Source organism: Anaerolineaceae bacterium oral taxon 439 (genome assembly GCA_001717545.1).
Taxonomy (GTDB): Bacteria; Chloroflexota; Anaerolineae; order Anaerolineales; family Anaerolineaceae; genus Flexilinea.
In genome coordinates, this window is the sequence record CP017039.1 from 459391 (window position 1) to 480658 (window position 21268).

The window sequence follows — 21268 nt, forward strand, 5'->3', positions numbered from 1 at the left end:
CGATGGACGCGGATCGGGCGCTGCCGCGCCTGGCTATCGTCTCCTCGCTCTACCCGCCGCATTTAGGCGGCGTCGAACGGTACACGGCTTCGCTGGCGCGTGCGTTAAGCGGCCGGTTCGCGGTTGACGTCTTCTGCCTGAATACGGAGCGGCAGCCCGCTGAAATCGCTGACTGCGGAGTTACGGTCCGTTATCTTCCCTGTATTCCGGCGTTCGGGGGACGGCTCCCGCTTCCGACGATCGGCGCGCTCCGAGCGTTCGAAGGCTGGATCGACCGGCTCGCGCCGGCGGCGGCGGTCATTCAGACGCGGCTGTATCCGCTGAACGCGTTCGCGGTCCGCGCGTTCGCGAAGCGGCGGGTCCCGACGCTGACGATTGAGCATGGGACTGGGTATATCGATTTCCATTCGGCGGTTTTTAATCGCCTCTGGCGGTTGTACGAACGGCTGCTGACCGGCGTCTTTCGCCGCAGCGGCGCGTCGTTTTACGCCGTGTCGCGCGCGGGGCTGGACTGGCTCGCGAATTTCGGGCTTCAGGGCGCGGGAGTTCTTCCGAACGGCGTTTCGCTGGCCGATTCGGGGATCGCTGCGAAGGGGATGCGGTCGGAGGTCGGCGTTTCAGACAGGGATTTCCTGATCGTTTTCGCCGGACGGCTCCTTCCGGAAAAAGGCGTGTTTGATCTCGCCGCGGCGGTCCGGTCGCAGAACGACCCCTCCGTCCGCCTCGTTTACGCCGGGGGCGGCGATTCGCGGACGGAGGCGCGGCTGCGCGCCGAACCATCGGTCCCGTTCGTCGGCTCTCTTTCGCATGATCGTTGGCTCGGGCTGCTGCAGGAAAGCGACCTGCTCTGCCTGCCGACGTGTTACCCGGAGGGCCTGCCGACGGTTATTCTTGAAGCGGGGTTGGCTGGGGTCCCGGTCGTCGCGTCTCCCGCCGGGGGGATTCCCGAAGTCGTCGAGGACGGCGTATCGGGACGGATCGTTCCCGCCGGCGACGGCGAAGCGCTGACGGCGGCGATTCGAGATCTGCGGACGGACGCGGGACGGCGCGCTGCCTTGGGCGCCGCGCTCCGAGACAGGGTTCGCGCTGGGTATACCTGGGATCGGATCGCTGAAAAAACGGCGGCGGCGATCGATCGGATCCGTTCTGAAGCGCTCCGCTGAGCCGCTTTTTGGTTTACGGCTGCGCCGGGGCGTTTGAATTATTGATGATATGCTCCCCGAGCGGAATCGCGTTCAGCCGTTCGATCGGGAGCCGGATCGTAAAGACCGTCTGGACGCCCGGTTCGCTTTCGACTGAGATTTCGCCCTGATGCGCGAGGATAATATCGCGGGTGATGGTCAGCCCGACGCCCATTCCCTGAATATAGCGTTTTTTGTTGGATCCGCGGTAAAACGGCTCGTAAATATTCGGAAGGTCTTCCGGCTGGATCCCGACGCCATGGTCAACGACCGATATTTCAATCACGCCGTTGGAGAGCGTGGCGCGGAGCATGGCCGATTGGCCGGCTGACGAGTATTTAATCGCGTTGTTGAGGAGGTTCCCCAGCGCCTGATGCATCCGGCGTTCGTCCATGTGGATCGCGGGCATGTCTTCGTCGATTTCATAGGTAAAATCGATATCTTTTGTTTTCATGAACTCGGCCCAGTACGTTACCAGTTCTGTCAGCCATTCGCTGGTGTTGACGCTGCGGATAATATACAGGACTGTCGGGTCGCCGCTCCCGCGGAGGAGCGACAGGTCGTTAACGAGAAGCTCGAGGCGGCGAATTTCGTTTTTCATTCCCCGAAGCAGGTCGTTCGCCAACCGTTCGTCCTTCATCGCGCCGTGCCGCAGCGCGTCAGTCGCGCTCGAAAGGCCGCCTAATGGCCGCCCGAGCTCATGGCCGAGGTAAGAAAGGAGCTTGCGGCGGCTCTGTTCCGATTCGTCTAACTGGCTGGAGAGCGTGTTAAACGCGTTGGAGAGGCGGCTGAGCTCGGGCGGGCCGGAGACCGGAAGCGGTTGGTTGCGGACGCCGGTCGACAGGTCGAAAATTGCGTCGGTCGTCTGCGACAGGCGCTGCTCGATCCCATGCGACGTGAAGAGCGCCAGGAAGACGGCTAAAATCGCTCCGGCGATCAGGATGATCATGATCCGGAGCTTCAATCCGCCGAGCATGTTGTCAAAGTACTGCGACGGGATTCGCAGCCGGATCATCCCCAGCGGAACTTTCGAATTGCTCATGACGGGGACGACGATCTGGATATCCGATCGGCTCAGCGGGCTGGTCGGGACGGAGCTGATCGGGTTCTCCGCTGCGCCGGGAATTGAAGACACCTCAGCCAGCGGAAAATTCAGCGGTTGATAATGGTATTCGTTATCGCTTCCGGCAAGAAAGCGGAAGTTCCTGTCGAAGAGAATGACGCCTGAGACGAGCTCAGAACGGATTTCGTTGATCATGCGCTCGGCGGCGGCGGGATTTTCCCAGACCGTCGGGTTTGAATCGGCGTAATCGCGAATCATCTGCGATTCATTGAAAATTAATTGCCGAAGGTCGTTGACGACGATCTGCATCTGCATCGCGTAATAGACGGAGGCCGCGACGAGCGGTACCGTCGCGAGAATCGGGAGCACGTGGCTCAGGATAATTCGATATTTCAGCCGGTTCAATCGGTACATAGCGGACTAATCCAGTTTTGAGTTGAACTTGTAGCCGACGCTGCGGATCGTCTGAATTCGGTCCGGATGGTCCGGGTCTTTTTCGATTTTGGACCTGAGCCAGCGGATATGCACGTATAATACCTGCGGCTCGCCGGTATATTCTGCTCCCCAGACGCGTTTCAGGAGCGTGTCGGTACTGAGGACCTGATCTGCGTTGAGCGCGAACGCGGTCAGCAGGTCGAATTCCTTGGGCGTCAGTTCGAGCAGGACGCCTTTGAGCGTTGCGGTATGCTGCGTGAAGTCGATTTCGAGGTCGCCGACGGATAACGACCCTTCCATCGGTTCGTTCCCGGGTTTTTCGTGCCGGCGGAGGACCGCCTTGATCCGCGCGAGGAGGACTTCGAAGTCGAACGGCTTCGTGATATAGTCGTCGGCGCCGGCGTTCAGGCCCGTGATCTGGTCGCTTCCGGAACGTCGCGCGGTCAGGAAGATGACCGGGATGTTCTGGTGCTTTTGGATTTCGCCAATCGCGTCCATCCCGTCCATTCCGGGGAGCCCGATATCGAGGAGGATGATATCCGGTTTGTCGATCTGGATCATGGCGATCGCGTCTTCGGCGCTTTCCGCCGTGTTGGTGATCATGCCGCTCTGTTCCAGGTTGAACGCCAGCGACCGGCGCAGCAGGACGTCGTCATCGACGATGAGAATTTTATATGACATAGCAGTTCCTCTTTTCTCCGCCGCGGCTTTCCCCCGGCGGGTCTCTGATCAGTTTATGAAATTAATCATAATCGTAAAGTGAGGATTCTGCGGTCGGAATCTGGTAAAGTTTGCCTTAATTCAACTTATTCCCGTCATGGATCGCGGCGCTGATACCCGTCGGGGATGGCGTTTCAGTTTTTATTCCTGCCCGCGCTGGTTCAGATTATTGAATCAAAGTAAAATTCAGTCATGGCTGAGGTTCATCGCATTCTTTTATTCGGGTCGCAGATTACGACCGGCGGGGCGCAGCGCGTCCTGCTGGATCAGGCGGACTGGTTCCAGTCGCGCGGCTTCGCCGTTTCGGCGGTTTTTTATTATGACAAGGACGGGCTTTTACCGGACTGGCGGCGGAGGTATCCGTTCCCGATTACGGTTTTATCCGTTTATCGGAAAGGGGAGGGGATCAGGAATTCAGCGGCGCTTCCGGCGGCGATCGGCCGTTTCCGCCGTCTTCTTCGTGAATTTCATCCGGACGTTCTCGAAACGTTTACGCATGACGCGAATATTCTTGGCATGGTCGGCGCGGCGGGCCTCGGGGTCCCCGTTCGCGTCGCGGCGCATCACGGCCAATTCGCCCGGCTCGGAAGGGGGAAGAAAACGCTTCATCGCCTGATCGTCAACGGACCGCTGACTTCGGTTTGCGTCTGCGTATCGGAACGGGCGCGGAACCAGGCGATATCCGAGGGGATCCGCGCGGATAAGCTCGTCGTTATCGAAAACGGCGTTCGCCCGATCCGCCCGGACGCGGCGGCGCGGGCTTCGCTTCGGAGCGCGCTGGGCGTTCGCGGAAAGCTGATCCTGACGGTTGGCCGGCTCGTCCCGGAAAAGGCGCAGGAGCTCCTGATCGACGCGATGGCCGCGCCGCCGCTTTCAGGGCTGAACGAGGACCTGACTCTGGCGATCGCGGGGGAGGGGCCGCGGCGCGCGTTCCTGACAGAGCGGATTCGCGAACGGGACGTTTCGGACCGGTGCGCGCTGCTGGGGAACCGGGACGATGTCCCGGCGCTCCTGAACGCGGCGGATTTGTTCGTTCTGTGCTCCCGGACGGAGGGTATGCCGATCGCGATGATGGAAGCGATGTCGCTGGGGCTCCCGGTCATCGGGACGGATCTGGAAGGAATCCGCGCGCTGATCGGGGAGGACGCCGGGCGGATCGTCCCGGTTGACGACGCGGACGGGCTCGCGGAAGCGATTCGACGGACGGTTTCGGACGCGGACGAGGCAATGAAGATGGGCGTGCGCGCGGCGGAACGGATCCGCGGCGCGTTTACGCTTGAAACGTCGCTGACGCGTTATCTCGGGCTTTTTCGGGAGCTGCGTTCCGGGAAAGAGGATGGATAAAAAAACGCCGGACGCGCGCGGCGGTTTTTTCGCCGTGAGACGGTCCCTTTTTTCAGCGTTTTTTATCAGAAGCTCATGAAATCAGGGCTTTACGATCCCGATCGCGTCTCGGACTTCGGCGATCGTAGCGTCGGCGATCGCGCCGGCGCGGCGCGCGCCGTCTCGAAGCGATTCCCAGACACGATCGGAGTTTTTCGCCAGCTCAGCGCGCCGTTCCCGAAGCGGCGCTAACGATGCGTTCAGGTTGGCGGCTAATTTTTTCTTGCAGTCGACGCAGCCGATCCCGGCGACGCGGCATTCGCGGTCGATTTCCGCGCAGAGCTCCGGCGGAGAGAAGACTTTATGAAACGCGAACACGTTGCAGATATCCGGATTCCCCGGATCGCTGCGCCGGACGCGGTTCGTATCGGTGACCATCGAGCGGACGCGCTTTTCAGTCGTCTTTTCGTCAGCGGCGATCTCGATGTCGTTGTCGAGGCTCTTGCTCATCTTGTTAACGCCGTCGGTCCCGATAATTTTCGGCGTAGCCGTGGCTTTCATTTGCGGTTCGATCAGGACGTTTGTCCGGTACCGGTAGTTGAACGAGCGGACGATTTCGCGCGCAAATTCGAGATGCGGCGCCTGATCGATTCCTACCGGTACGAAATCGGTTTTGAAGAGAAGGATATCCGCGCTCATGAGGACCGGGTACCCGAGCAGTCCGTAATTGACGTTCTGCGGATGCATCCGGACTTTCTCCTTGAACGTCGGAAGATCGGTCAGCTTCCCGACCGCGACGACCATCGATAAATACGTATGCAGCTCCATGACCTGAGGAACGTGCGACTGGATAAAGACGATCGACTTTTCCGGATCGATTCCGGCGGCGAACCAGTCCAGCGCCATTTCGAGGCAGTTCTCTTTCAAGCCCTGTGTCGTTTCGATCGTCGTTAACGCGTGAACGTCGGCGATCGCGTAGATGGACTGGAAATCGTTTTGCAGCGCGACATAATTCTGGATCGCGCCGAGATAGTTGCCGATGTGCTGCCGTCCTGTCGGGCGCGCGGCGGAGTATACACGAGCCGGTCGTTGGGTTTCCATAAAGCGGTTTTCTTCTTTCCTGACCAATTCTTCTTTCGATTTGAATCGAATCCCATCGAGTAAAATTGTATTATAGTATCGTCGCGGTATGGAAATATGAAAAGAACGCGTAATCCATTATCCAAACGTTTATTTGACCTGATCGCTGTGGGGGTTGGGATGATTTTCGCGCTGCCGGTTATGGGCGTGGTGGCGCTTCTGGTCCGGCTGAAGCTGGGGCGTCCCGTCCTCTTCCGGCAGCAGCGTCCCGGGCTGAACGGCGAGATTTTTACGCTGTGTAAGTTCCGGACGATGCGCGACGCGGTCGATCGGGAGGGAAAGGCGCTTCCCGACGCGGAGCGGCTGACGCCGTTTGGAAGAAAGCTGCGTTCGACGAGCCTGGACGAGCTGCCGGAACTGTTTTCGGTCCTGAGCGGGGAGATGAGCCTGGTTGGGCCGCGGCCGCTCCTGGTCCGTTACCTCGGCCAGTACAGCCCTGAACAGATGCGCCGGCACGAGATGCGTCCCGGGATAACCGGCTGGGCGCAGGTGAACGGGCGCAACGCGCTGAGCTGGGAGGAAAAATTTGCGCTCGACGTCTGGTACGTGGACCACTGGTCGTTCTGGCTGGATCTCCGGATCCTGTGGCGGACGGTCTGGAATGTCGTTCGGCGCGAAGGGATCAGCGGCGGCGGGGAAGCGACGATGCGCGAGTTTATGGGGTCCGGCGATTGCTGAACGGTCCGCACGGGACCTTCGCAGCGTTTTTCTCTTTCCCCTATCTTTCGCGGGTTATTTCGATTAGAATGGTTCGTGATTGAGACCGTATTTATGAAAATCGATTTATCCGCAGCAGCGATTCAAGCGTTCACCCGACCGCGGGCGCGCCTGTCCTACTGGGACGAGGCGCACGTTTTCCCGCGCTATGACGGCTGGAGCGTCGCTAATCTGGCGGCGTCGGTCGCGGTCTGGCTCGGCGTACAGCCCGGCCCGGAGCAGCTTCCGCCGCTTCAGGAAGCGAGCGTCTTTGGGTCGGAATTTGATCATGTGGTAATCGTCCTGATCGACGGGGTCGGCGATGCGCAGCTGCGTTGGCTTCGCACGGTCATTCCGGATAACCCGTACTTCCGTCGGATCGAGGACGAGGGCGTCGAAACCCGGTTGACGAGTATCGTGCCTTCGTCGACGGCGGCGGCGACGACGTCGATCTGGACGGGCGTTCCCGCCGGGCGGCATGGGCTGATCGGATATGATACGTTCCTGAAGCAGTATGGGCTGGTCGTTAATTTTCTGACTTATTCGCCGGTTTCGCTGATGTCGAAATCCGGACTGATCGAGTTGACGGGAAAGCCGGCTGAGGAGATGATTGACGCGGAGACGATGGGCGAGGTCCTGACGCGGCAGGGAATCGCGTCGCGCTCTTACCTTCCGATCGCGATTTCCAGCAGCTGTCTGACGCGGGCGCAGATGCGCGGTTCCAGGGTTGTTCCCTATCGTGGGTTCGCGGATCTCTTCGCTTCCGTTTATGAGACGATGAGCGCGGAGGCGGAGCGGCGCAGTCTGGATTTTATTTATTATAACGATATCGACACCTATAATCACCTATACGGCATGACCAACGAACGCGTCCGGCAGGGCGTCGACGAATTCCTGGCCGATCTGGATCGCCTGATCGCGCGGCTCCGCGCTGGGAAAATCGGTCGGACGCTGGTTCTGCTGACCGCGGATCATGGACATATCCCGACGACGCCGGATCCGTCGCGCGACATGAAAAATCAGCCGGACCTGATCGATACGCTGACGCTTCGTCCGACGGGCGAGAACCGGCTGACCTATTTTTATCCGAGAGCGGGGAAGGTTGAGACGTTTCTCCGCGAGATCGCAGGAAAATATCCCGGCGAGTTCTCGCTCGTTCCTTCGGAAACGTTCCTGGCCGACGGCTTTTTCGGCCCGCCCCCGTATCATCCGGACGTTCGCAATCGGATCGGCGAGTATATCGCGATTGCGCATGGGAATTCGTTTTTATGGTGGAACCCTCGTCCCGACCGGCTCCATTCGCGTCACGGCGGATTAAGCGCGGAGGAGATGATCGTACCGTTAATCGGCTGCCGGGTGTAACGGCTCGCCTGTGCCGCCGCGTATGGAGGAAAGCGCATGAACCAACCCTTTCATATTACCGTGATCGGTCAGGGATACGTCGGACTGCCGCTGTCGCTGAGTTTTGCAATGAACGGCGCGGCGGTGATCGGCGTTGACGCGAATGAGAAAATTGCCGCGGACTTGAAACGCGGACGGACGGCGCAAACGGAAGCGTTCAACGGTCGGACGATTCGCGAAATCCTTCGGGAAGAGAGCGAGCGCGGAACGTACCGGGTAACGACGGACGGAGCCTCCGCGGTTCGCGAATCGAACGTGATCGTCCTGACGGTCGGACTTCCGGTCGATTCCTCCGGCGCGCCGGATTACAGCGCTTTTGAAAGCGCCTGCGCCGTGATCGGCGGGAATCTTCGCCGCGGCTCGCTGGTCCTGATTCGAAGCACGGTCGTTCCCGGAACGACGGAAGCTTATTGCAGGCCGATTTTCGAACGGCTTTCGGGACTGCGCGCCGGAGAAGGATTTTATCTGGCCTACGTTCCCGAACGGATCGCCGAGGGGAAGGCGTTCGAGGAATTCCGGACGATGCCGACGCTGATCGGCGCGGCGGACGAAGCGTCCCGACGTTTCGCCGAGGCGGTTATCCGCGTCAACAGTACGGCGGAAATCATCCATTCCCCGTCCATTATCGCAGTCGAGACGGCGAAGGTGCTGGAAAATCTTCAGCGCGACGCGAATATCGCGATCGTCCAGGAATTCGCGCGTTTCGCAGAAACGGCGGGGATCGATACCTTCGAGGTTATCCGCCTCGCGAATTCGCATCCGCGCGTTCAGCTGCTCTCCCCGGGACCGGGCGTCGGCGGTTACTGTATTCCGAACGCATTCTATTACCTGAACGCGAAAGCCCGGGTGCTGGGCCTGGAACTGCCGCTGCTGTCGTTAGCGAGGCAACAGAATCAATCCATGCCGGAGGTGATCGTTGACAAGACGGCGGCGCTCCTGAGCGCGGTCGGAAAATCGCTGGAAGGCGCGCGCGTCGCCGTGATTGGGCTGGCGATGAAGGACCAGTCGCCCGACGACCGGCTCAGCCCTGCGGTTGCGATCTGCGAAGCTGCGATCCGGCGCGGCGCGGAGGTCTCGGCTTACGATCCGAACGTCGCGTCGGCGTATCCGTTCAAGGCCGGAACGCTGAAAGAAGCCTGCGCCGGGGCGGACGCGCTGCTCGTCCTGAATACGATCGCGCCGGAGTTCGATCCGTTATCCGAAGCGGACGCGCTTCGGGAGAACGTCGTCGTTCTCGATACGCGCGCCAACGTAGACGCGGCGAGGCTTCCGAAATCGGCGCTGTACTGGAAGATCTGAGCGGACGGCGCGGCATGACGCAGCAGCAGGGCGCCGAAGCGATTTTACATGACGCGTTTTCTTCGGAACCGGCGGGGAACCGGCCGGAACGGAGCCGCGAGGTCAGGGTCCGGAAGGATTTTTCTGAGGCGGATCAGGCGCTTCATCTGGCGGTATCGTTGGGGACGATGCTGCTCGTTAACGGCGCGGAGATTAATCGGGTTGAGGATTCGATGCGCCGCGTTTTAGCCGCCTATGGTGCGATCGAACCGGAGGTCTTCACGATCTCCTCCTGTATTATCGTTTCAGTTTTGCAGGAGGGAGGGCAGGCGACGACGCGGCTCAAACGGATTACGTCACGTTCGACCGACATGGAGAAGTTCGCGCGGCTGAACGCGCTCAGCCGCCGGCTCGTTCGCGAGAAACCTCCCTACGAGGAGGCGATCGCCGCGCTGAACGAAATCCTGAAAACGCCGGCGTACCCGCCGTTTGTCAGCGTCTTCGGCTTTTTTATCGCCGCCGGAATGTTCACGATGCTGTTCGGCGGCGCGTGGCGGGACGGTCTTTTTTCCGGTTTCTGCGCGCTGACCGCATGGTTCGTCGTTTTTGTCGCGATGCGGCTGCAGCTGCATCCGTTCTTACGCAATATTGTTGTATCCGGACTGTCGGCTTTTTTAGCCGGCGCGTTTCATCACGTTTTCCCGGACGCGAAGATGGACCTGATTATTATCGGAACGTTCATGCTTCAGGTACCGGGCGTCCTGATGACGAATGGGGTCCGCGATATCTTATCGGGCGATTATATCGCCGGGTTCTTGTCGCTGATGGAAGCCGGAATGGTCGCGATCGCGATGGCGATCGGAGCAGCGTTTGGCCTGTCGCTGGTTGGGTACCTGTAGACCGGCGTTGGAGCGAAAGGAATAAAGGACGGGCGGTATGACGGGAATCTGGGAAGGAATGCTGTACGCGTACGCCGCCTGCTTTTCGTTTGCTCTGCTGTATAACCTGCGCGGGCGGCGGCTTTTTCTGACGACGCTTGGGAGCGCGTTCAGCTGGGGGCTGTACCTGCTCCTTGAAGATCGGATTCATCCGCTGATCCTGACGTTCCTTTGCATGACGGTCGTCGCGACCTACGCGGAAATTATGGCGGTCGTCGATAAATGCCCGATGACGGTGTACCTGATCGTCGGTTTTTTGCCGTTCGTTCCCGGAGCCGGACTGTATTACACGATGAAATATCTGGTCGACGGGGATATTCCGGCGTTCTTTTCCAAAGGGCTGCACACGCTGGGAACGGCGCTGGCGATGGGGGTTGCCGTTGCCGTCGTGCTGTACGGGTTTAACACGATCCAGCGGATCAAACGCTTCGCTGCGGACCTGAAAGAAAGATCCGGCCTGCGGAAAGCCGAAAAAAGCGGCGCGGTTAAGTCAGGAAAATCCGGATCAGCGCGATAATCGTCAAATGCGCCGGGTAGAAAATATAAAAGAACCATTTCGGAAAATGTCCGCGCTTTCCAGCTTCGCCGTTGTAGAAAAGGAGCAGGAAAAACGGGATCAGGTACCCGAGCGAATCGTATTCTCCGTAAATGAAAGCCTCAACGTCGAAAAAGCCCAGATAAAAGAGGCTCCAGAACGGATCCAGGAAATAGTCGGCTATGTTGAAGCTGAAGACGGCAAAGATCAGGTACCCGGCGAGCTGATTCTTTCGGTTCCCGTAAAAGAAATCCAGTATCAGCATCATCGGAACGCAGAAGCTTCCGCCGTCCATGGGCACCGTCAGGATCATCAGCGCCAGAATTACGGCGATTTTCAGCCAGAGGCTGCGGATCGTCCGCGCGGCGTGAACCGCGACGACGCCGAAGAAGATCGTGAAAATAACGTTCAGCCGCAGCGCCCTGAACGTATCGCTGAACCCGTACATGAAGGGCAGGTAGCTGATCAGCGCGAAAACGAAAAGCCGGGTCAGGTATTTTTTCAGGTCCCTTGTATGATGGTACCCTTCGACCGCGGCGAAAAACATGATCGGCGCGGTGGTCCGGCCGATTCCGTCCAGAACCCTGTATAGCGTCGTCGAATCGTCGAGAAACGCGACTGCGGCGTGATCGATGACCATGGCGGCGATCGCGATGTATTTCAGCGCGTTGAGCGAAAGCCCCTTTTTCTGCGTTTCCTGGATCAGGATTGTTTCGCTGTTCATGTCCGGTTCTGCACTCCCTGCTTCCGCCTGTGTCGGCGAATGAGGATTATACCCGTTCTTATCGGAGGACCGGCGCCGGACGCGCAGCGGCGGCGTTAATGTATTTCTAACGCATGTTCAGGATAAAGTTTGACGCGGCTTTGGTAGAATAAATTCGGAATGAAAAGATTAAACGGGCGGCTTTCGCCTGTTTGTCCGGACAGGGCCGCATGGCCGGCTGCCCGGAACGGTACCTGGACCCGATCCGCCGCGGCGCGAAAGGGACTTCATTATGAGAGAAAGACGTTAGCATGAGCGGAATTCATCAATTCACTGAACGGGCGCAGCGCGTTTTAAGTTACGCGACCCGCGAGGCGGCGAACGCGAAGGCGCCGATGATCGGCACGGAGCATTTGCTGGCCGGGCTGCTGCTCGTTGAGGATTCGACGGCGGGAACAGTTCTCGCCGACCTGAATATCACGATCGACGCGGTGCGCGAATGGTTCCCGAAGGTTCGGGAGCTGGACGCGATGCATCGCATGGAAGAATTTGCAGGAGAGGACGGAAAGCTTTCGCTCGCGGTTCAGAACGTACTGCGTCGGGCGATTATGCTTTGCGGAAGCGCGAACGAAAAACAGGTTTCGACCGAATTCCTCCTGAAAGCGCTTCTCCAGAGTCCGGAATCGCACGCGATCCGGATCTGCGAACGGCTGGGGGTCCGCGCGAATCAGATTCGCCTCCATCTTGACCGTATTTTACGCGAGGGCGAACGGCCGAAACGAGCGGCCGCGCCGGTCGAAACGGCCGCGTCGGTTCATCCCGCCCGTCCACAGGGCCGGGCGAGTGAACGGAAAAAGGGCGATTCGCCGCTGATCGACCAGCTGTCCGTCGATCTGACCGCGAAGGCGGCGGCGGGAAAACTCGACCCGGTCGTCGGCCGAAAGACCGAGATCGAGCGCCTGATTCAGATTTTAGCGCGGCGGACGAAGAATAATCCGGCGCTGATCGGCGAACCGGGCGTCGGAAAGACGGCGATTGTCGAAGGCCTTGCGCAGGCAATTATCCAGGGCCTCGTCCCAGCGCAGCTGCTGAATAAGCGCGTTCTCCAGCTTGACGTTGGATCGATGGTCGCGGGAACGATGTACCGCGGGCAGTTTGAAGAACGGATGAAGCGCGTGATCGAGGAGCTGAAGACGACGGAAGCGATCCTGTTTATCGACGAAGTGCATATGCTCGTCGGGGCGGGCTCGTCGGGTTCCGCGGTCGACGCGGCGAATATCCTGAAACCCGCGCTTTCGCGCGGCGAGATTCAGATTATCGGGGCGACGACAACGAACGAATATCGAAAGAATATTGAAAATGACGCGGCGCTCGAACGGCGTTTCCAGCCGATTCAGGTTTCCGAACCGACGCCGGAAGAAGCGGTTGAAATTCTGAAAGGGCTGCGGACCCGTTACGAGGATCATCACCAGCTCCTGATCAGCGACGCGGCGGTTGAGGCGGCTGTGAAGCTGTCGGTTCGCTACGTTTCGGATCGGTTCCTTCCGGATAAGGCGATCGACCTGATCGACGAAGCCGCTTCGCGCGTTCGTTTATATAAGAATCCGGCGGCGGCGCGTTCGAATGATCTGATTTCGATGCTCCGCGATACGCGGAAACAGATTCACCTTGTCAGCGAAAAAGGCGGAAGCGAGAATTTGACTTCTCTTCGTGAAACCGAACGTCAGCTTGAAGCGGATATCGTCGAGCTGAACCGGACCTGGGACCGGGCGGAAGCGCCGGAGCTCAGCGCCGAAGATATCGCTGAGGTGATTTCAATGTGGACCGGGATTCCGCTGACGCAGCTCGCCGAAAGCGAATCCGACCGGCTGCTGCAGATGGACAGCGAGCTGAAAAAGATGATCATCGGTCAGGACGAGGCGATTAACGCGATTTCCTCCGCGGTTCGCCGTTCGCGTTCCGGGCTGAAGGATCCGAACCGGCCGATCGGCTCGTTCATGTTCTTAGGCCCGACGGGAGTTGGGAAGACCGAGCTGACGAAGGCGCTGGCGAAGTACATGTTTGGGAGCGAGGAAGCGCTGATTCAGATCGACATGTCGGAGTTCATGGAGCGGCACGCGACTTCGCGGCTGACCGGGGCGCCTCCGGGATACGTCGGGTTTGACGACGCCGGTCAGCTCACCGAGGCGGTCCGCCGCCGTCCCTATTCGATCGTCGTTTTCGACGAGCTCGACAAGGCGCATCCGGAGGTTCAGAATATCCTGCTCCAGATCATGGAAGAAGGGCGCCTTACCGACGCGCATGGGAAGAAGGTTGATTTCCGCAACACGATCATTGTCATGACGTCGAACGTCGGCGCGGAGCTTATCCGGCGGCAAACGTCGTTCGGGTTTACGCTGGATTCGGACGCGGCGGACGGGGAAACGGGGAATTATGAGGAGATGCGGCGGAAGCTTCTGGACCAGCTGAAAAAAGCGTTCCGTCCCGAATTTATCAACCGCCTCGATAACGTTATCGTCTTCCGAACGCTTTCGATGGAAGACATGCGCCGGATTACCGAGATGGAGATCGAGAAGCTGAACCTGCGGCTCGCGGATCAGGGGCTGCGCCTGATCGTCAGTCCGGAAGTTGTTGAAAAGCTGACGCGCGAGGGGTATGATCCGGAGATGGGCGCGCGTCCGATCCGCCGCGTTATCCAGCGAGAGGTTGAGGACAAGCTGGCGGACGCGCTGCTGGCGAACGGTTATCCGGCGGGAACCGAGCTGTATTTTACGTTGGACGACGCGGAAAACCTGGTTATCCTTCCCGGTCTTCCTGAACCGGTTCTCTGAGAAAAGCTGGAAGGCGCGCTTCAGAATTGTTTGAAGCGCGCCTTCGGTAACGGGAAGATTTCCTTCCTGGCCCCCTTCCTTTTTCTGAAAAGGGCGAAAAGCCTTTACAACTGCCTGAATCCCTACTAAAATTGAAGAGCTGTTAAAAATTTTATAGTTAATGAACGTGCGGCAGCAGATCACCGAGAAAAAAAGGAAAAAAGCATGAAAGAATATGAATCCAAAGATATTCGCAACGTCGCGCTCATCTCGCACAGCAGTTCGGGAAAGACGATTTTAACGGAAGCGATGCTGAAATTTACCGGCGCGATTTCGCGTCTTGGCCGGGTCGAGGACGGAACGACGGTATCCGACTTTGACGACGAAGAAAAACGCCGGACGATCTCGCTTTACACTTCCGTTATTCCGGTGGAATTTGACCAGAAAAAGATCAATTTCTTAGATACTCCCGGCTATACGGATTTCGTCGGCGAGATGATTTCCGCGCTGAAGGTTTCGGACGCTGCGGTTATCCTTCTCGACGCTGTCTCCGGGACCGAAGTCGGGACCGAGATCGCCTGGAAAAAGGCGAATGAATTCGGACTTCCGCGGATGCTCCTTGTTTCGAAGATGAACCGTGAAAACGCCGATTTCGATAAAGCGATTCAATCTTTCCGCGCTTTTGCGAAAGACGCGCATCTGGTCAAGATGCAGATCCCCTGGGGGGAGCAGGCGAATATCCAGGGCGTCATCGATATTTTATCGATGAAGGCCTATGGAAAGGATAATAAACCGGTCGATATTCCGGAAGCGTACCGCGCTGAGGCGGAGACGCTGCGCGCCGAATTGATGGAAGCGGCGGCGGAAGGCGAAGACGCGTTAATGGAAAAATTTTTTGAAACGATGGAACTCAGCGACGACGAGATCCGCCGCGGTTTCGCGAGCGGGGTCAAGTCCGGCGCGCTGGTTCCGATTTTATGTTCGGCGGCGAACGAAGGCGTCGGCATCCTTCCGCTCCTCGACGCGATTCAGAACCTTTTCCCGACTCCGCTCGAAGCGAAGCCGGTTCTGGCGCTGAATAAGGACGATCAGGAGATCTCCGTCGCGATTGGAGAAAAAGGTCCGCTTGTCGCTTATGTCTGGAAAACGACCGCCGACCCCTTCGTCGGGAAGCAGACGTTCCTTCGGGTGATCAACGGCAAGATGACGTCCGACGCCCGCGTCTGGAACTCGACGCGCTCGTTTGAAGAGCGTTACGGGAATTTGATGATTCCCTGCGGGAAAGAGATGGCCAATGTTAAGACCGTCTCGGCGGGGGATATCTGCGCTGTGGCGAAACTGACGGAAACGGTTACCGGGGATACGTTCTCGGATAAGGCGAATCCGCTCCGGATCCTTCCGCCGGCGTTCCCGAAGGCGCTTTTCCGCGTCAGCGTCCATCCGAAGACGCAGGCGGACTCGACCAAGATCAGCGCGACACTGACGCGCCTCTGCGAAGAGGATATGACGCTGCACTGGGCGAACGATCCGGATACGAAGGAAACGATCATGAGCGGCCTGGGCGATCAGCATATCGACGTCGTGATCCGCCGCGCCGAAGCGAAGTTCCAGGTTAACCTGCTGATCCGGGAGCCGAAAGTTTCCTACAAAGAAACGATCACCCGCGAAGGGCAGGCGATGTACCGGCATAAGAAGCAGTCCGGCGGTTCGGGACAGTTCGGCGAGGTTCACCTGCGCATTAAGCCGAACCATGAAAGCGAATTCGAGCTCACGAACGATATTTTCGGCGGCGCGATTTCCGCGTCGTATATCCCGGCGATCGAGAAGGGGATCCGAAACGTCATGAAGGAAGGCGTTTTAGCCGGCTTCCCGATTCATAGTATTTCCGTTTCGGTTTACGACGGCAAGGAACATCCGGTCGACTCGAAGCCGATTGCCTTCGAAACGGCAGGGCGCGAAGCGTTCAAGCTGGCGTTCGCCGAAGCCGGCCCGGTTCTCGAAGAGCCGATCTGCATGGCGAAGATCGTCGTTCCCGAGGACAACATGGGCGATATTATCGGCGACCTGAATACGCGCCGCGCCCGGATCATGGGAATGGACACGGATCACGGCGAATCGACGGTGACCGCGATGGTCCCGCTGGCGGAGATGATCCGGTACACGACGCAGCTGCGCTCGATGACCGGCGGTCGGGGAACGTTCGATCTCGAGATTCAGAACTACGAAGTCGTCCCGCCGCATATTACTCAGGAAGTTATCGCCGCGCGCGCGAAAGACAAGAAGGAAGAATAGTTTTCTTTCCTGCGGAAGACGATTGAACGAACGGGGCGGCTGATTTGGGCCGCCCCGCAAAATATCGCTGAAAGCCAGGCGCGGAAAATCTCCGGGAGACATCCTTTCTCTGATACGCGCCGGGTTCTTTTTTATTAATCCGATTAATAAACTTCCGGAACGAACGTCTGGTCCGTCATCGGCGGGCGGACGTACCCGGTATCTTTCTGGCGTGGGGGCAGGACGAGTTTTTCCGGCGTCAGGTCTTTATACGGGATCATGCTCAAAAGATGATGAATACAGTTCAGGCGCGCTTTCTTTTTATTATCCGCTAAGACGACGTACCAGGGCGAATTTTTCGTGTCGGTAAACTTGAACATTTCGTCTTTCGCGCGCGAATAATCGACCCAGCGCGAGCGCGCTTCAAGGTCCATCGGCGATAATTTCCAGCGGCGGGTCGGATCGTTGATCCGGTCCTGGAAACGGCGTTCCTGTTCGTTATCGGAAACGGAAAACCAGTACTTGATCAGGATGATTCCCGAGCGGATCAGCATATTTTCAAATTCCGGGGTCGAGCGGTAAAACTCGGTGACCTGTTCGTCGGTGCAGTAGCCCATGACGCGTTCGACGCCGGCGCGGTTATACCACGACCGATCCATCAGGACCATCTCGCCGGCGGAGGGCAGGTGCGCGACGTAGCGCTGATAGTACCATTGGGTCTTCTCTTTTTCGGTTGGGACCGGAAGCGCGACGACGCGAACGACGCGCGGGTTGAGCGTTTCGGTAATGCGCTTGATGACGCCGCCTTTCCCTGCGGCGTCTCGCCCTTCGAAGATGACGATCACGCGCAGACCCTTCTCCTTGATCCATCCCTGGAGCTTGACGAGTTCGATTTGCAGCTTGGCGAGTTCTTTTTCATATTCGCTGTTGGACAGCGGCGGGAGTTTATACGGCGAGCCTTCGTCGGCTTCATAATGCTTCTTCTGTTTCTTTTCCTCTTTGCTTTCTTTTCCCATGATTTGCCTGCTTTCTCCTTGTGATGACTGAGGACGCTGTCGGCGGAAAGCCGACGATCTTTGACAGCGTTAATCATACATTCATCCATCGCTCCGGTCAATGACAAAACGGGGGTAATTTCGAATTCATCCCTCTTTCAATCGCGATACGACGCTTCACGCGCTTCGACGTTCGCAGGGATTGGCCCGGGGGCCGGCGCGGCGTATCCCTTCGCCCTTCCCCATGCGTTCGGGATCAGGGCCGATTTGCTCTGCCGCTCCTTTTAATAATACAGTAAAATAAACTTACAATGGAACGCAGTGGGACGGCAGCTTTTCGTGAAGAGGACGAATTCATCGTCGATCTGTTGACGGTTCTGAACGAGCTGTCGATTGATTCGCTGCTGAACGGCGTATCGGTGAAATGCTGCAATATGATTAACGCGACGTATTGTATCGCCGGGCTGACGAACGACGTAGGGGGATTCGAACGCGTCGCGGTTTACGGCTTTACCGCGAACGAGCTGGCGCGGATCAAGCTCACCCCGAATCATCCGGTCGTGATCCGCGATCTGGCGTCGGATACGCCGCTGAACCTGACGTCGAAAAAAGAAATCGCAGCGCTGACCGCGTTCTTCCCCGAAAAGTTCCCGCGGATTTATTCGCTGCTGTACTTACCGCTGACGGTTGACGGGACGAAGCGCGGCGCGATGATCCTGATGAATAAAATTGGCGGCGGGGGTTTCAGCGATTCCGATATGCGCCTGATGCGCCTGGCGGAACGGATCGTCGTGACCGGGATGCGAAGCGTTACTTCGTATGAAAAAGTCGCGGCGCGCGAAGAAGAAATGACGCATCGATACGATAATTTAGCGCTCCTGAACGAATTATCCAAGATTTCAACCTCGCGGCGCGACGATCTTGAAAGCCTCGTCGATACGACGATGGATACGATTATGACGACGCTCGATATCGACGTCGGAGAATATTTTTATCAGGACGCGAAGAACGGGAATTACAGGCTGCTGTATAAACGGGGTCATAAGCTCTCTCGCAGTATTCTCGGGTTCACGGAGGTGACGCCCGGACAGGGGCTCGTCGGCGAAGCGATCGCGAAAAAGACGCCGTACGTTTTGAAAGCGGACGAACTTGACGTTGTAAACGGGAGTAAAGCGACGCAGGTCCGGTTGAATTATGTTATTATTCTGCCGCTGTTGACGCCGGATACGGTGATCGGCGCGATCTGTCTGGGGACGCGGCTGCTGACCGATCCGCCGACGATGGACGAGCGGTTCCTGACTTCGGTTGGAAGCTATTTTTCTCTCCTGATCCAGGAATTCCTCCTGCTTCGCGAGCGGAACCAGACGGCGATCCTCGAGGAGCGGAACCGGATCGGAATGGATTTGCATGACGGCGTAATCCAATCGATCTTTGGCGTCGGCTTATCGCTTGAGCATGTCCGGATCACGGTCAAAGACGATCCGGAGGCGGCGAGCGAACGGATTCAGGACGCGATCCAGGCGCTGAACGCGACGATTCGCGATATCCGTTCTTATATCATGAACCTGAAACCGGCGCGGTTGACGAACGAGAACCTGATTCAGAGCATGCGCAGGTTGGCCAACGATTTTTATTCGAATACGTTCGTCCCAGCGGAATTCAGATCGGAGATTGAGGATATCGACCGCCTGTCGCCGGAGCATGTCAACGTGTTTTATATGATCTGCAAGGAGACGCTGGCGAATATCGCGAAACATGCGCACGCGCAGAGCGTCGCCGTCCGGTTTTACGAGAATGAGCATGATTATGTCCTGACGATTAAGGACGACGGCGTTGGGTTTGACGACAGGGCGGGACGAAAGCCGACGTCGAACGGAATTACGAACATGACGCAGCGGGCGAAAAGCCTGAACGGGATGCTCCTGGTTCAGTCGCAGCCGAATCAGGGAACGACGCTTTCGGCGCGGATCCCGAAATGAGCCTTGTCCGGGCGCGGGATTTTCGAGAGGGGCCTTTTTTGCCTCAGGACTGGAAGGAATGATTTTGAACCGAAACCAAGTAAAGACAACATATTCCGATAAAGCGGCGCTGCGCGGCGAGCCGTCTTACGTCTGGCGCGCCGGTCAGGAGCGTCGGATGCGCCTGATTCTTGAAGCGGCGCAGGGGCGGGAACAGGGCGTTATTCTGGAGGATGGCTGCGGCGTTGGGATGTACCTGACGCGGCTGGCGCGGACGGCGAAACTCGCGGTCGGGTTGGAGGTCGAGCGTGAGCGGGCGATCGAGGCGCTGGGGTTGATCCGGGGGACTTCCGGCGCGGTTATCAACAGCGTCGGGGAAGAGCTCCCGTTCCCTTCCGACAGCTTCGACCTGATCCTCAGCCACGAAGTCATCGAGCATGTCGTCGACGACCGGCGCTGTATCGCTGAAATCGTGCGGACGCTGAAACCGGGGGGGCGGCTCGTTTTATTCTGCCCCAATCGCGGGTACCCGTTCGAGACGCATGGGATTTACCGCCGCGGGACTTATGAGTTCGGGAACAAGCTGTTTGTGAATTACCTTCCGCGTCCGCTGCGCGACCGGCTGTGTCCGCATGTTAACGTTTATACGGATGGCGACCTGAGGAAGCTTTTCGCGGGGCTCCCGGTCCGTTTCGTCCGGCGGACGGTTCTTTTCGGCGCGTATGATAACCTGATCGCCCGTTTCGGCCCGTTCGCGAAGGCGCTGCGCGCCGCGCTTCAGGCGCTGGAGAAAACGCCGCTGCGCTTCTTCGGCCTGTCGCATTTCTGGGTCGTTGAAAAGATTCAGGACTGACGCTATGTATGTAAGACTGTATCATGGCAGCAACGCAGAAGTACGCGTCCCGGAAATTCTGGTCTCGAATCGGTCGCTGGATTTTGGTTCCGGTTTTTACGCGATTTCGAGCTGTGATCAGGCGCAGCGATGGGCGGAATTGCAAACCGGACGGCGGAAAACCGGCGTTCCAACCGTCAACGTTTATGATTTCGATTTGGAAAAGGCTGCGAATCTGGCGGTTCGACGGTTTGAAACGGCGGATGGCTCGTGGCTGAACTTTGTCGCGGAGAATCGAAAAAATATTTATAACGGGGTGAAATATGATATTGTCATCGGTCCGGTTGCGAACGATATTACGATGACCGTTATCAGCGATTATATAGCGGGCTCGATCAGCGAGGAAACGGCGTTGATCCTGCTCAAGCCGCAGCGCTTAACCGATCAGTACGCTTTTCTGACGGTTCGAGGTCTTTCCGCGTTTCGATTTATTGAGGTAAAAAATTATGATAAAACGCACGCGAGCTTCAATTCTACAGAATTTTGATCCGGAGGTCGCTGAGCAGATCGCGAAGAGCCGCGCGATTCCGCTGATGGACGGGCTGCGCCTCTTCCTGAATTCGGAGACGCATGAAATGCTGGTCGACGACAGCCTGAAGCTCTGGTATTTCAGTCCGCTGGTTCTGTACGACATGTGGGAAAACGAGATCGCGACCGGCGATCCGCGGAATTCGCTTTATTTACGGGGTGACGAAATTGGACAAAGAATTTAGATTTTTTACCTGCCTGCTCGAAAGCTACGCCGCGTATAAAGATACGACCGCGGGCGCGGTTCTCAAGACCCTCGACGAAAAGAATCTGACCGACTTCGTATACAGTATGTACGAAATGTACCATTCCGAAGCGATCGAAAACGCGTTTATGGATCTGGACAGTCTGATCGAAACCGGGAAGCCAGCCTGGTAACGAAACGAAGGGAAAATAAGGCC

The 21268-nt window shown here is 58.0% G+C and carries 19 protein-coding genes; 14 read left to right on the forward strand and 5 right to left on the reverse strand.

Annotation, left to right across the window (positions count from 1 at the left end; genetic code table 11):
* Positions 1-2: 2 nt before the first annotated feature.
* Entirely contained in the window at positions 3-1163 is a 1161-nt protein-coding gene (locus tag BEQ56_02195) for a hypothetical protein (GenBank protein ID AOH42394.1), read from the forward strand.
* A 13-nt stretch (positions 1164-1176) separates the two neighbouring features.
* On the opposite strand, the gene BEQ56_02200 is transcribed toward BEQ56_02195, so the two are convergent.
* Positions 1177-2658 (reverse strand): hypothetical protein, encoded by a 1482-nt coding sequence (locus tag BEQ56_02200; GenBank protein AOH42395.1) that lies wholly within the window; start codon positions 2656-2658, stop codon positions 1177-1179.
* A 6-nt stretch (positions 2659-2664) separates the two neighbouring features.
* The gene (locus BEQ56_02205) at positions 2665-3360 is read right to left on the reverse strand and encodes a hypothetical protein (protein AOH42396.1); all 696 of its coding nucleotides are present in this window, start codon (positions 3358-3360) and stop codon (positions 2665-2667) included.
* Between the two features lie 231 nt (positions 3361-3591).
* On the opposite strand from BEQ56_02205, the gene BEQ56_02210 reads away from it, so the two are divergent.
* Positions 3592-4743, forward strand: coding sequence for a hypothetical protein (locus tag BEQ56_02210; GenBank protein ID AOH42397.1), 1152 nt, complete (start codon positions 3592-3594; stop codon positions 4741-4743).
* Positions 4744-4824: 81 nt separating this feature from the next.
* Here BEQ56_02210 and BEQ56_02215 read toward each other — a convergent pair whose 3' ends face one another.
* A complete protein-coding gene (locus tag BEQ56_02215; protein AOH44362.1) occupies positions 4825-5823 on the reverse strand; it encodes a tryptophan--tRNA ligase in 999 nt (332 codons plus the stop codon).
* Positions 5824-5919: 96 nt separating this feature from the next.
* Between BEQ56_02215 and BEQ56_02220 the strand changes: the two genes are divergently transcribed.
* The 5 genes from BEQ56_02220 (at position 5920) to BEQ56_02240 (ending at position 10692) form a co-directional block, all read left to right on the forward strand.
* The gene (locus tag BEQ56_02220; GenBank protein AOH42398.1) at positions 5920-6540 is read left to right on the forward strand and encodes a sugar transferase; all 621 of its coding nucleotides are present in this window, start codon (positions 5920-5922) and stop codon (positions 6538-6540) included.
* Positions 6541-6633: 93 nt separating this feature from the next.
* Entirely contained in the window at positions 6634-7920 is a 1287-nt protein-coding gene (locus tag BEQ56_02225; GenBank protein AOH42399.1) for a hypothetical protein, read from the forward strand.
* Positions 7921-7956: 36 nt separating this feature from the next.
* The gene (locus BEQ56_02230) at positions 7957-9258 is read left to right on the forward strand and encodes a hypothetical protein (GenBank protein ID AOH42400.1); all 1302 of its coding nucleotides are present in this window, start codon (positions 7957-7959) and stop codon (positions 9256-9258) included.
* A gap of 14 nt (positions 9259-9272) precedes the next feature.
* Positions 9273-10136, forward strand: a complete 864-nt coding sequence (locus BEQ56_02235) for a hypothetical protein (protein AOH42401.1) — start codon at positions 9273-9275, stop codon at positions 10134-10136.
* Between the two features lie 37 nt (positions 10137-10173).
* Complete coding sequence (locus BEQ56_02240) at positions 10174-10692, forward strand: hypothetical protein (GenBank protein ID AOH42402.1); 519 nt, start codon at positions 10174-10176, stop codon at positions 10690-10692.
* Here the strand turns inward: BEQ56_02240 and BEQ56_02245 are convergent.
* On the reverse strand, positions 10661-11434 hold the full coding sequence (locus BEQ56_02245) for a conjugal transfer protein TraX (protein ID AOH42403.1): 774 nt from the start codon (positions 11432-11434) through the stop codon (positions 10661-10663). The genes BEQ56_02240 and BEQ56_02245 overlap by 32 nt on opposite strands.
* Positions 11435-11724: 290 nt before the next feature.
* On the opposite strand from BEQ56_02245, the gene BEQ56_02250 reads away from it, so the two are divergent.
* Both BEQ56_02250 and BEQ56_02255 read left to right on the forward strand, forming a co-directional pair.
* Positions 11725-14244, forward strand: coding sequence for an NDP-hexose 4-ketoreductase (locus BEQ56_02250; protein ID AOH42404.1), 2520 nt, complete (start codon positions 11725-11727; stop codon positions 14242-14244).
* A 204-nt stretch (positions 14245-14448) separates the two neighbouring features.
* Positions 14449-16515: an elongation factor G gene (locus BEQ56_02255; protein AOH42405.1), complete on the forward strand. Its 2067-nt coding sequence runs from the start codon at positions 14449-14451 to the stop codon at positions 16513-16515.
* 143 nt (positions 16516-16658) lie between these two features.
* On the opposite strand, the gene BEQ56_02260 is transcribed toward BEQ56_02255, so the two are convergent.
* A complete protein-coding gene (locus tag BEQ56_02260; protein ID AOH42406.1) occupies positions 16659-17510 on the reverse strand; it encodes a polyphosphate kinase 2 in 852 nt (283 codons plus the stop codon).
* Positions 17511-17800: 290 nt separating this feature from the next.
* On the opposite strand from BEQ56_02260, the gene BEQ56_02265 reads away from it, so the two are divergent.
* The 5 genes from BEQ56_02265 to BEQ56_02285 are packed head-to-tail and all read left to right on the forward strand — an operon-like array spanning position 17801 to position 21245.
* Positions 17801-19468: a hypothetical protein gene (locus BEQ56_02265; protein ID AOH42407.1), complete on the forward strand. Its 1668-nt coding sequence runs from the start codon at positions 17801-17803 to the stop codon at positions 19466-19468.
* A gap of 58 nt (positions 19469-19526) precedes the next feature.
* Positions 19527-20300: a hypothetical protein gene (locus tag BEQ56_02270; GenBank protein ID AOH42408.1), complete on the forward strand. Its 774-nt coding sequence runs from the start codon at positions 19527-19529 to the stop codon at positions 20298-20300.
* A gap of 4 nt (positions 20301-20304) precedes the next feature.
* A complete protein-coding gene (locus BEQ56_02275) occupies positions 20305-20826 on the forward strand; it encodes a hypothetical protein (protein ID AOH42409.1) in 522 nt (173 codons plus the stop codon).
* Positions 20786-21052, forward strand: a complete 267-nt coding sequence (locus tag BEQ56_02280) for a hypothetical protein (GenBank protein AOH42410.1) — start codon at positions 20786-20788, stop codon at positions 21050-21052. The genes BEQ56_02275 and BEQ56_02280 overlap by 41 nt, the downstream gene beginning before the upstream one ends.
* Entirely contained in the window at positions 21036-21245 is a 210-nt protein-coding gene (locus tag BEQ56_02285) for a hypothetical protein (GenBank protein AOH42411.1), read from the forward strand. Before BEQ56_02280 ends, BEQ56_02285 begins: the two co-directional genes overlap by 17 nt.
* The last annotated feature ends 23 nt before the right edge of the window (positions 21246-21268 follow it).

Bases quoted from the DNA above. Each gene is read 5' to 3' on its own strand.
- BEQ56_02215 (AOH44362.1), bottom strand. From the start codon at position 5,823: ATGGAAACCCAACGACCGGCTCGTGTATACTCCGCCGCGCGCCCGACA.
- BEQ56_02220 (AOH42398.1), top strand. From the start codon at position 5,920: ATGAAAAGAACGCGTAATCCATTATCCAAACGTTTATTTGACCTGATC.
- BEQ56_02260 (AOH42406.1), bottom strand. From the start codon at position 17,510: ATGGGAAAAGAAAGCAAAGAGGAAAAGAAACAGAAGAAGCATTATGAA.
- BEQ56_02200 (AOH42395.1), bottom strand. From the start codon at position 2,658: ATGTACCGATTGAACCGGCTGAAATATCGAATTATCCTGAGCCACGTG.
- BEQ56_02240 (AOH42402.1), top strand. From the start codon at position 10,174: ATGACGGGAATCTGGGAAGGAATGCTGTACGCGTACGCCGCCTGCTTT.
- BEQ56_02230 (AOH42400.1), top strand. From the start codon at position 7,957: ATGAACCAACCCTTTCATATTACCGTGATCGGTCAGGGATACGTCGGA.
- BEQ56_02225 (AOH42399.1), top strand. From the start codon at position 6,634: ATGAAAATCGATTTATCCGCAGCAGCGATTCAAGCGTTCACCCGACCG.
- BEQ56_02270 (AOH42408.1), top strand. From the start codon at position 19,527: ATGATTTTGAACCGAAACCAAGTAAAGACAACATATTCCGATAAAGCG.
- BEQ56_02235 (AOH42401.1), top strand. From the start codon at position 9,273: ATGACGCAGCAGCAGGGCGCCGAAGCGATTTTACATGACGCGTTTTCT.
- BEQ56_02265 (AOH42407.1), top strand. From the start codon at position 17,801: ATGGAACGCAGTGGGACGGCAGCTTTTCGTGAAGAGGACGAATTCATC.
- BEQ56_02205 (AOH42396.1), bottom strand. From the start codon at position 3,360: ATGTCATATAAAATTCTCATCGTCGATGACGACGTCCTGCTGCGCCGG.
- BEQ56_02275 (AOH42409.1), top strand. From the start codon at position 20,305: ATGTATGTAAGACTGTATCATGGCAGCAACGCAGAAGTACGCGTCCCG.
- BEQ56_02250 (AOH42404.1), top strand. From the start codon at position 11,725: ATGAGCGGAATTCATCAATTCACTGAACGGGCGCAGCGCGTTTTAAGT.
- BEQ56_02280 (AOH42410.1), top strand. From the start codon at position 20,786: ATGATAAAACGCACGCGAGCTTCAATTCTACAGAATTTTGATCCGGAG.
- BEQ56_02255 (AOH42405.1), top strand. From the start codon at position 14,449: ATGAAAGAATATGAATCCAAAGATATTCGCAACGTCGCGCTCATCTCG.
- BEQ56_02210 (AOH42397.1), top strand. From the start codon at position 3,592: ATGGCTGAGGTTCATCGCATTCTTTTATTCGGGTCGCAGATTACGACC.
- BEQ56_02195 (AOH42394.1), top strand. From the start codon at position 3: ATGGACGCGGATCGGGCGCTGCCGCGCCTGGCTATCGTCTCCTCGCTC.
- BEQ56_02245 (AOH42403.1), bottom strand. From the start codon at position 11,434: ATGAACAGCGAAACAATCCTGATCCAGGAAACGCAGAAAAAGGGGCTT.